The following is a 9,755-nucleotide window of genomic DNA, read 5'->3' as shown; positions in this document are numbered from 1 at the left end:
CGGTGTAGCTCAGCTGGCTAGAGCGTCCGGTTCATACCCGGGAGGTCGGGGGTTCGATCCCCTTCGCCGCTATAAAGATCTTGTTGGACCTTTAGCTCAGCTGGTTAGAGCTCTCGGCTCATAACCGAGTGGTCGTAGGTTCAAGTCCTACAAGGTCCATTGTATATTTTGGAGGATTACCCAAGTCTGGCTGAAGGGAACGGTCTTGAAAACCGTCAGGCGTGTAAAAGCGTGCGTGGGTTCGAATCCCACATCCTCCTTTTTATTATTAACGCGGGATGGAGCAGCTCGGTAGCTCGTCGGGCTCATAACCCGAAGGTCGTAGGTTCAAATCCTGCTCCCGCAATTTGGCTCGGTAGCTCAGTTGGTAGAGCAATGGATTGAAGCTCCATGTGTCGGCGGTTCGATTCCGTCTCGCGCCATTTTATAATGGTTATGCGGGTGTAGTTTAGTGGTAAAACTACAGCCTTCCAAGCTGTTGTCGCGAGTTCGATTCTCGTCACCCGCTTTGAACTTTGTTCAAATTACCAAGTTTTTAACTTGGGCGCGTAGCTCAGGTGGTTAGAGCGCACGCCTGATAAGCGTGAGGTCGGTGGTTCGAGTCCACTCGTGCCCATTAATAGGAGAATTACTCAAGAGGCTGAAGAGGACGGTTTGCTAAATCGTTAGGTCGGGTAACTGGCGCGGGGGTTCGAATCCCCCATTCTCCGTATACAGAGAGCTATAAAGCGAGTGTAGGAGCTTAAATCAACTTATACCTATTAATTAAATATTTTGGAGAATTACTCAAGAGGCTGAAGAGGACGGTTTGCTAAATCGTTAGGTCGGGTAACTGGCGCGGGGGTTCGAATCCCCCATTCTCCGTGATACAGTTTGAGAACCTTTATCAACTCTAGTGGGTTGAAGAAAAGCTAAGATCGAGAAAGGACGAATTTCGTCCTTTCTTTTTTGATGTTGGGAGCGATGAAAATCCTTTTTTTGGAGTTTTCAAAGTTCCGAAAACCAAAGGCATTTCGTTTGATGAGTTTAATGAGATTATTAGTCGCTTCCAATTTTGCGTTGGAATAAGGTAACTGAAGGGCGTTGACAATCTTCTCTTTATCCTTGAGGAAGGTTTTAAAGACAGTCTGAAAAAGAGGATGAACCTGCTTGAGATTATTTTCAATGAGTTCGAAAAAATTCTCTGCCTCCTTGTTCTGAAAGTTAAAAAGCAAGAGCTGATAGAGATTATAGTGTTTCTTCAGGTCTGTGGAGATAGCCAAGCTTTCAGCGATGACCGTCATAGGAACTTTCTCGATTAATTTTTGAGCGATTTGGTGGTTTTTCTTGACTAAGGGAGTCTCTGCGACAGCCATTTTTTTACAGACTTTACAGCGGAAGCGCCGTTTCCTTAGACGAATTAGAATTTTGTATCCCGCACATTCTAGATAAGGGATTTTAGATTTTTTTTGAAAATCATATTTCTTCAGTGATTTCCTTTTGGGGGATCCATATTGATAATATCTACACTCTTGATGTTAGGGTCTTTAATATCAAGTAGGTTTGTGATAAAATGTGCACTTAATTTGACAATTCAAGCCAACAAAATAGGCTCCATAATCTCATAGTGGTTTTACTCACTACAGAATTATAGAGCTCTATTATCTAATGCCGTTTCACTAACTTTCATACTAGAAAAAATCATAAATAGACTAGATTTAGTGGTATACTAGGGTTAGGGACTTTAAGTGGCTGGGGATAATCGAGATGAAAAATGGAGTAAAATTTCATAGTATTTTTTATAGATTTATACTATTTATCTTTGTAGTATTTCTAACTGTGATTTCAATGATCTTAGATGCAAAAAAAGCGCAAATTTGCTTTTTTAACCTATCTTTGACTATCGGGCAAGAGGAGTTGAAGATTGTTACAGTTGCGGTTTTGCTCCTTACTTTTCTTTTATCTTTCATGTTCAAATGGAAGTGTTTAATCCATAAAACTGGAATTTATCTAAGAAAAATTGATTTATTTGTAGCTTGGGATGAGATTAAAGGTCTTAGCCATGTCTGGATCAATGAATATCATCGTGGACCTCATGGTTTCCTGTTCTATAATCGTAAGACGCTGGTTATTTATAGGAAAAATTATCAACCGATTTGCCTTTATAATATTTCAATATTGGCCTTATATGTGGCTAAATGTTATCATCCAAAATTGAAAACTAATATAGTCTCAGCAACGTTAGCAAGTCTCTTCAATATGGCTTTAAATGCATGGTTCTTGTACGAGATGTTTAGTAAAAATTTGGTGAATATAAAAGCTAAAGTCTTTATGTTTTGGCTGCTTTTGTATGCTGTTAAAGTTTTTGCACTTCCATTGGTCATGCTTGGACACGAAAATCACTGCTATGGGGTTTCTTTGGTACATAGCACGGCATATAAAAAGAATGCTTCGAAAGCTATTAACCTGTAAAGTGTTGGTAGGAAGCCAGCTATTTATATATCTGTTACTTTCTACATTCAAAAAGCACTATATGCTTGCTAGATGAGGTTCTAGACATCATATAGTGCTGTTTGTTAAGTCCAGCTAGTGAGTGAGATTTCACCACTATTAAGCCAGATTTCTGTCTGGTCATCAAGCTGAATAAGGAGTTGTCCTTTGTCGGAGATGTCTTTGGCAACTCCTTTTTTTTCAGTCTGATCTTGGATAAAACTGACCTCTCTTCCTAGAACAAGAGAGTGTTCTTTATAAAGATAGAGTAGTTCTTCGGGTGCTGTTTGGTAGAAACAACGCCAAATTTCTGAGATTAGTTCGTTTCGTGTGATAGGAGCTGGTGGTGTAAAGAGACTTCCAGCTTTTTCTTTTATCTCTTTGGGAAAATCCCTGATGGCAAAGTTGATTCCAACGCCGATAATGACGTCTGTTACTAGGCCTGTTTCCACGGATGTCATGGCTTCGGTGAGGATACCTGCTATTTTTTTATTTTTAAAGTAGATATCATTTACCCATTTGATACCCACGTCAATCAAGGTGAGGTTTTTAATAGCTTTGTAAATGGCACCTGCTGTAAGTAATGTGTAGGCAGGAAGCTGGTCATAGGCGAGATTTGGCTGAATATGTAATGACATATAAATACCTCCCTGAGCAGGAGAGTAGTAAGGGCGTTGAAAGCGACCACGACCTGCTGTTTGACAGGTTGAAAGATAGAGTGTATTTCCTTTGTTTCCAGCTTCAATCCCTTCTTTTGCATCTGTTTGTGTTGATTTGGTCTCAGGTTTGTAGAGAATGATTAAGTTGGTTTTCTCTTGAATCAAATCAGGTAGGATCAAATCGCCTTGAATAAGTTTGTAACCTTTATTTTTAATACTGTCAATCACGAGCCCTTCTTGTTGGAGGCGTTGGATTGCTTTCCAGATGGATGTACGACTTAACGACAGTTCTTCTGCAATTTTTTCTCCGCTAACATAGTCGTTTTCTCTAGCTAATATTTGGTAGACTAGTCGGTGTGATTTCATTGATTTTCCTTTCTAGCTAAGAGGGAGTGAGAGAGTTCTTTTCGAGTTTGACTCGGTGATTTATGAAAAAACTGTTTGTAGGCTTTTGAGAAATGTAGTGGATCTGAAAAACCCACGGAGTATGCAATGACTTTGATCGTTTCGTTGGTATGTTCTAGTAACTGTTGCGCACGGTTCATTCGAACGAAAAGCAAATATTCTTTTGGAGAGAGTTGGTGAAATTCTTTAAATACACTAGTTAAGTAACTTCTATGAACCGATAGCTCTTTTGCTAAATCTTGAATTGTGAGTGATTGAGGGTAGTGACTATCTATCAATCGTTTGCAGTCAAGATAGAGTTGGTGGGTTGATGAAATATTCTTTTTTTTTCTGATTAGGAGCAATCGTTCCTAAATGAAACATTAATTCATGAAGTTGCCCCATGATATGGAGTTGTGCTAGTTCGTTTGATTTTGTTATCTGAGCGAAGCGGACAATACTATCAACGAGTTTTGCAGTTGTCTGTGTATGACAGTTATTTGACTGGATGAGGTAGGATTGGTCAGAAATTTGAGATAGAGCAAAGTAGTCAGGTGCCCTCCCTCCAGTGATCCCCAACCAGTAGTAAGCCCAAGGATCCTGGCTATCTGCTTGATAGAATGTTAATTCATCTGGTTTTAGTAAAAAGAAATCTCCTGCCTTTAAATCAACAATTTTCCCCTTATAATGGAATTGACCTTTTCCTTTAGTAATGTAATGGAGTACATAGGTATCTCGAATAGCTGGGCCAAAAGAGTAGTTGGGCGTGCATTCTTCATAACCGTAGAAGCTAAGAGAAAGATCAATTGTTCCAGTCTGGTATTCTGAAAAAACGAGCATGGGCCACCTCCTACCTAACATTTTACCATACTTTGTAGACATTTCTCTATTTTAGAAAGCGCTTTTATTTGATAAAATTTTATCAAGAAATCGAAGAGGTGAAATATATGGGAGTTCGAATAGAGAATAATCTATTTTACGTTGAGAGTAAAGGTCTAAGTTTGATTATTGAAAATAGGGATGGGTTCTTATTATTAAAACATTTAGGAAAGACCATTAAGAACTATAGAGGTGCCAATAGTGTTTATGAACGCGATCATGCTTTTTCACCTAATCCAACAGCTACTAATCGAACTTTTAGTTTGGATACGCAACGTCAAATTTTTGGACAACATGGTTTGGGTGATTTTAGGAAACCAACTTTACAGGTTCAGCACGATGCAACTGAAGTAACAGACTTTCGATTTGTAGAAGCAAAGATTTTAAAAGGTCAGAATGGTCCACAGGGCTTACCTTCTCCTCACAGCATGGATGATACAGAGACTCTTGTCTTGATTTTAAAAGATCCTCAAGCTAAGCTTAGTCTGACTTTGTATTATACAGTTTTTGATAATGATGCGACAATTGCTAGCTACAGTAAATTGGAAAATAATAGTAATCAGGAAGTTGTCATCCACAAGAACTTTTCTTTTATGGCTGATTTTCCCGCTGCGGCTTACGAAATAGTGACTTTACAGGGAGCTTATGCTCGTGAAAAGACTGTTCGACGTCAACAGGTAGAACAAGGAATTTTTTCGATTAGTTCGAACCGTGGAGCTTCTGGGCATGCTCAAACACCAGCTCTTCTCTTATGTGATCAAGGAGTCACAGAGGATGCTGGGAATGTGTTTGCCCTGCAACTACTGTATAGTGGAAACTTTGAAGCTTTTGTTCAAAAGAATCAGTTGAATGAAGTTCGGGTGGCTATTGGGATTAATCCAGAAAACTTTTCTTGGAAGTTAAATCCTGAGGAAAATTTTGAAACACCGGTAGCTTTAGTGACCTATTCAGATAAGGGATTAACTGGTATTAGCCATGAAAGTCAAAATTTTGTACTTAAGCACATTATGCCAAGTCAGTTTTCTAAAAAAGAACGTCCAATTCTAATCAATAACTGGGAAGCAACTTACTTTGACTTTCAGAGAGAAAAACTGTTAGAATTGGCAGATGAGGCTAAGAAAGTTGGAATTGAACTTTTTGTATTAGATGATGGGTGGTTTGGCAATCGCTTTGATGATAATCGTGCTTTAGGTGATTGGGTTGTTAATGAGAAAAAACTGGGTGGAAGCCTAGAAAGTCTGATTTCAGCGATCCATGAAAGAGGTTTGCAGTTTGGGCTTTGGTTAGAACCGGAGATGATTTCTGTAGATAGTGATTTGTATCGTAAACATCCTGACTGGGCTATTCAGGTTTCAGGGTATGAGCATACCTATTCTAGAAATCAGTTAGTACTTAATCTTGTCAATCCTCAGGTAGTAGGATATTTGAAAAATGTCTTAGATGAACTCCTCTCTCATCATAAGATTGACTACATCAAATGGGATATGAATCGTAATATTACTAATCTGGGGAATGGTTCAGCTTATCTGGAAACCCAGATGCAATCTCATCAGTACATGCTGGGGCTTTATGAACTTGTTTCTTATCTGACAGAGAAGCACGGCCATATTCTCTTTGAGTCCTGCTCTGGTGGCGGTGGCAGAAATGATCTTGGTATGATGCGTTATTTCCCACAAGTCTGGGCTAGTGATAATACTGATGCCATAGCACGTTTACCTATACAGTATGGATCATCCTATCTCTATCCAACCATTTCTATGGGGGCTCATGTGTCAGCAGTACCAAATCATCAGATGGGACGAATGACACCATTGGAAACTCGTGGTCATGTGGCAATGATGGGAAATCTGGGCTATGAGCTTGATTTGACAAGTTTATCAGATGAAGAGAAGGCTGAGATTGCTAATCAGGTGAACTTGTATAAAGAAGTGCGGCCAGTAGTCCAGTTGGGAAACCAGTATAGGTTAATCAATCCCGATGCTGCATCCAATGAAGCAGCTGTACAATTTAACTATGGAAATCAAACGATTGTAACCTACGTCCGAGTCCTATCAGTTGTGGAAACAATGGAAACAACTTTAAAGTTAAAAGATTTGGATGAAGAGGGACGGTATGAATTACAGGAAAATGGTGTAGTTTACTCAGGTGCAGAACTCATGTATGCGGGTATTACTATGAAGCTTCCGCAGGGAGATTATCTCAGCAGGCAGTTACATTTCATTAGAAGATAAGGAGATAAAATCATGAGATGGTATAAAAAGATGAGCTTAATTGCTACTACAGGACTCTGCCTTTTGGGACTGTCAGCTTGTAATAGTCAAGAGGAGTCAACTGATGGCAAGGTAACGATTGAGTTTTTTAACCAGAAGACCGAGATGGCAGATACTTTGCAAAGAATAGTGGATGATTTTGAGAAGGAATATCCTAATATTGATGTGAAGTTGACAACAGTGCCCGCAGCAGGTATTGTCCTAAAAACGCGTGTTTTATCAGGGGACGTGCCAGATATTGTCAATATCTACCCTCAAAATATGGATTTTCAGGAGTGGGCGAAAGCAGGTTATTTTGCAGATATGACAGGGAAATCCTATCTTGAGAACATCAAGAATGACTATGCCGAAAAGTATGCAATCAATAACAAGATTTATAGTGTGCCTTTAACGGCCAACCTTTATGGAATCTATTACAATAAAACGAAGTTTAAAGAATTAGGGCTTGAGGAACCGAAGACTTTTAAAGAGTTTCAAGAGATTGTTAAAAAGATAAAAGATAGTGGAAATTCTCCGTTTGCGGTTGCAGGCAATGAAGGCTGGACATTAAATGGTTACCACCAACTTTCTCTCATTACTATTACAGGTAGTGGAGACGCGGCTAATAACTACCTTCGCTTTTCAAAACCAAACGCTATCTCTGCAGATGATGCTATTTTAAAAGCAGATGCAGAACGACTCGATTTATTAGCAGATAATGCTCAAGATGGTTGGCGTGGTGCCTCTTATAATGATGCGGTGGTAGCATTTTCGAGTGGAAAAGCCTTGATGATGCCACAAGGATCATGGGCATTAGCGGCAATTAATCAACAGGATCCAAAATTTGAGGTGGGGATGTTTACCTTTCCTGGAGAAGAAGTAGGAAAAGAAGTCACTGTTGGTGCAGGGGACATGGCATTATCAACTTCAGCTACTACCAAACACCCTAAGGGAACCGAAGAATTTATCAGCTATATGACTAGTCCAAAAGCTATGCAGTCATACTATGATGTAGATGGATCACCTGTTGCGGTAAAAGGCATACAGGAAAAAGAAGATTCAGCGCTTGCAGCTATTTCTAAACTGGCATTTACGGACAAACATTATGTTTGGTTGGGCCAACGCTGGAACTCTGAAGAAGACTTTTTTAATCTAAGTGCAGGTTACCTGATGGATAAAAATCTGAAAAATATGGCAAACAATCTCAATGCTTTCTTTAATCCAATGAAGGCAGATTTGGACTAGAATAGGAGTTAAGATGATATGGCTATTCGAACATTTTTAAATAAATACTGGGGTTGGACATTTTTGCTTATCCCGCTTGCTTTACAAGCTATCTTCTTTTACTTTCCAATGGTACAAGGTGCTTTCTATAGTTTGACTAACTGGACTGGATTGACCTATAATTATAAATTTGTTGGTTTGAATAACTACAAATTGCTGATGATTGATGGGAAATTCTTCACAGCCATAGCCTTTACTTTGATTTTAACTCTGGCATTGATTGTTGGTGAGATTACAATTGGGATGGTTGTGGCACGAGCCTTAAATTCTAAGATGAAGGGGCAGACCTTCTTTAGAGCGTGGTTCTTTTTCCCAGCTGTTTTGTCTGGTTTGACAGTTTCCTTGATTTTTAAACAATTCTTCAACTATGGTCTTCCAACGATTGGAAGAATTTTAGGGATTGGTTTTTTACAAGAGAGCCTATTAGGAACACCTGTCGGAGCGGTAGTGGCAACTATTTTTGTTCTTCTATGGCAAGGAGTAGCAATGCCAATCATTCTCTTTCTTGCTGGTCTTCAGAGTATTCCAAATGATATTTTAGAGGCAGCATCAATTGATGGTGCAACAAGTAAACAAACCTTTTGGAAGATTGAATTGCCCTATTTATTGCCAACGATCTCTATGGTTTTTATCTTGGCTCTTAAGTCCGGTTTGACAGCCTTTGACCAGATTTTTGCGTTGACGAGTGGTGGTCCAAATAATGCTACAACGTCTCTTGGACTTTTAGTATACAACTATGCTTTCAAGAGTAATCAATATGGATATGCGAATGCAATTGCCTTGATTTTATTCTTAATTATTGGAATTGTTTCTCTTATCCAAATCAAGCTATCAAAGAAATTTGAAATCTAATAGAGGAGTCCTACACATGAAAAAAGAAGAAAAATTGAATCAGTTTTGGAAATATGTCCTCTTGATAGTCGGTGGTATTCTTATACTTGTTCCTTTGTTGGTAACGGTATTTAGTTCTTTCAAGACAACTAAGGATATCATGAATCATTTCTTTAGTTTGCCCAATCCTTTTACGTTGAGTAATTATGAACGATTGATTTCGGATGGAATTGGAGGCTATTTCTGGAATTCAGCTGTTATTACGGTGTTATCATTGATTGTAGTAGCTTTCTTTATACCAGCTGCAGCTTATTCCATTGCTCGAAATATGTCCAAGAAAAAAGCCTTTGCAATTATGTATTCGCTCTTGATCTTAGGGATATTTGTTCCATTTCAGGTGATTATGATTCCCATCACAGTTATGATGAGTAAACTCGGTCTAGCAAATATGTGGGGGTTGGTAATACTCTATCTAACTTATGCAATTCCACAGACTCTCTTCTTGTATGTTGGTTATATTAAAATCAGTATACCAGATAGTTTGGACGAAGCTGCGGAAATTGATGGGGCTGTTCGTTTTACAACTTATCGTCGAATCATTTTTCCAATGTTGAAGCCCATGCATGCGACAACTTTGATTATCAATGCTCTCTGGTTCTGGAATGACTTTATGTTGCCACTCTTGATTCTGAATAAGGATTCCAAGATGTGGACTTTGCCACTTTTCCAATACAACTACCAAGGTCAGTACTTCAATGACTATGGCCCAAGTTTTGCATCTTATATTGTGGGAATTGTAACGATAACCATTGTCTACCTCATCTTCCAAAAACATATCATTTCAGGAATGAGTAACGGGGCAGTGAAGTAAGAAAGTCCTTAGGGAATCTATAATTCCATACATAGACGAACGGTTCAGCTTATTGACAATTCTATGTAGAAAACAAGAAAGTAGTACTTAATTGCTTGCAGTCTATATTAGTACGAGTTCAATGTGAAC

At 38.8% G+C, this 9,755-nt stretch carries 6 protein-coding genes, 9 tRNA genes and 2 pseudogenes (1 of these 17 running past the window's edge); 14 read left to right on the top strand and 3 right to left on the bottom strand.

Annotated elements, in window-relative coordinates; translation table 11 throughout:
- The 9 genes from FQT28_RS07785 to FQT28_RS07745 all read left to right on the top strand — a co-directional run.
- Positions 1-72 (top strand) — tRNA-Met (locus FQT28_RS07785) (it extends 2 nt beyond the left edge of the window).
- 13 nt (positions 73-85) lie between these two features.
- Positions 86-159: transfer RNA gene (locus FQT28_RS07780), tRNA-Ile, on the top strand.
- A gap of 11 nt (positions 160-170) precedes the next feature.
- Positions 171-260, top strand: a tRNA-Ser gene (locus FQT28_RS07775).
- A gap of 12 nt (positions 261-272) precedes the next feature.
- Positions 273-346: transfer RNA gene (locus FQT28_RS07770), tRNA-Met, on the top strand.
- A 3-nt stretch (positions 347-349) separates the two neighbouring features.
- Positions 350-422 (top strand) — tRNA-Phe (locus tag FQT28_RS07765).
- A 15-nt stretch (positions 423-437) separates the two neighbouring features.
- Positions 438-508 (top strand) — tRNA-Gly (locus FQT28_RS07760).
- A 34-nt stretch (positions 509-542) separates the two neighbouring features.
- Positions 543-616, top strand: a tRNA-Ile gene (locus FQT28_RS07755).
- A 6-nt stretch (positions 617-622) separates the two neighbouring features.
- Positions 623-710 (top strand) — tRNA-Ser (locus tag FQT28_RS07750).
- Between the two features lie 66 nt (positions 711-776).
- Positions 777-864 (top strand) — tRNA-Ser (locus tag FQT28_RS07745).
- Between the two features lie 47 nt (positions 865-911).
- Here the strand turns inward: FQT28_RS07745 and FQT28_RS07740 are convergent.
- Positions 912-1,573, bottom strand: a pseudogene (locus FQT28_RS07740) (transposase family protein).
- 254 nt (positions 1,574-1,827) lie between these two features.
- Between FQT28_RS07740 and FQT28_RS07735 the strand changes: the two are divergent.
- Positions 1,828-2,451, top strand: a complete 624-nt coding sequence (locus tag FQT28_RS07735; protein WP_260663480.1) for a hypothetical protein — start codon at positions 1,828-1,830, stop codon at positions 2,449-2,451.
- A gap of 104 nt (positions 2,452-2,555) precedes the next feature.
- Here FQT28_RS07735 and birA read toward each other — a convergent pair whose 3' ends face one another.
- Together birA and FQT28_RS07725 are read right to left on the bottom strand one after the other, a co-directional pair.
- Entirely contained in the window at positions 2,556-3,494 is a 939-nt protein-coding gene (birA, locus tag FQT28_RS07730) for a bifunctional biotin--[acetyl-CoA-carboxylase] ligase/biotin operon repressor BirA (RefSeq protein ID WP_143989883.1), read from the bottom strand.
- Positions 3,491-4,352, bottom strand: a pseudogene (locus FQT28_RS07725) (AraC family transcriptional regulator). The gene birA and the pseudogene FQT28_RS07725 overlap by 4 nt, the downstream one beginning before the upstream one ends.
- A 107-nt stretch (positions 4,353-4,459) precedes the next feature.
- On the opposite strand from FQT28_RS07725, the gene FQT28_RS07720 reads away from it, so the two are divergent.
- Genes FQT28_RS07720 through FQT28_RS07705 form a run of 4 tightly spaced genes read left to right on the top strand, consistent with a single transcriptional unit; the run spans position 4,460 to position 9,626 of the window.
- Positions 4,460-6,622 (top strand): alpha-galactosidase, encoded by a 2,163-nt coding sequence (locus FQT28_RS07720; RefSeq protein ID WP_143989882.1) that lies wholly within the window; start codon positions 4,460-4,462, stop codon positions 6,620-6,622.
- A gap of 12 nt (positions 6,623-6,634) precedes the next feature.
- A complete protein-coding gene (locus FQT28_RS07715; protein WP_143989881.1) occupies positions 6,635-7,885 on the top strand; it encodes an extracellular solute-binding protein in 1,251 nt (416 codons plus the stop codon).
- 18 nt (positions 7,886-7,903) lie between these two features.
- Positions 7,904-8,776, top strand: a complete 873-nt coding sequence (locus FQT28_RS07710) for a carbohydrate ABC transporter permease (RefSeq protein ID WP_143989880.1) — start codon at positions 7,904-7,906, stop codon at positions 8,774-8,776.
- 16 nt (positions 8,777-8,792) lie between these two features.
- Positions 8,793-9,626 carry a carbohydrate ABC transporter permease gene (locus tag FQT28_RS07705; protein WP_143989879.1) on the top strand — a complete coding sequence of 278 codons (834 nt, stop codon included), beginning with the start codon at positions 8,793-8,795 and terminating at the stop codon, positions 9,624-9,626.
- Positions 9,627-9,755 lie beyond the last annotated feature (129 nt).

Source organism: Streptococcus oralis, from assembly GCF_901543815.1.
Taxonomy (GTDB): Bacteria; Bacillota; Bacilli; order Lactobacillales; family Streptococcaceae; genus Streptococcus; species Streptococcus oralis_CM.
This window is presented reverse-complemented; position numbering and strand designations above follow the sequence as displayed.

Bases quoted from the DNA above. Each gene is read 5' to 3' on its own strand.
- FQT28_RS07710 (WP_143989880.1), top strand. From the start codon at position 7,904: ATGGCTATTCGAACATTTTTAAATAAATACTGGGGTTGGACATTTTTG.
- FQT28_RS07735 (WP_260663480.1), top strand. From the start codon at position 1,828: ATGATCTTAGATGCAAAAAAAGCGCAAATTTGCTTTTTTAACCTATCT.
- birA (WP_143989883.1), bottom strand. From the start codon at position 3,494: ATGAAATCACACCGACTAGTCTACCAAATATTAGCTAGAGAAAACGAC.
- FQT28_RS07720 (WP_143989882.1), top strand. From the start codon at position 4,460: ATGGGAGTTCGAATAGAGAATAATCTATTTTACGTTGAGAGTAAAGGT.
- FQT28_RS07715 (WP_143989881.1), top strand. From the start codon at position 6,635: ATGAGATGGTATAAAAAGATGAGCTTAATTGCTACTACAGGACTCTGC.
- FQT28_RS07705 (WP_143989879.1), top strand. From the start codon at position 8,793: ATGAAAAAAGAAGAAAAATTGAATCAGTTTTGGAAATATGTCCTCTTG.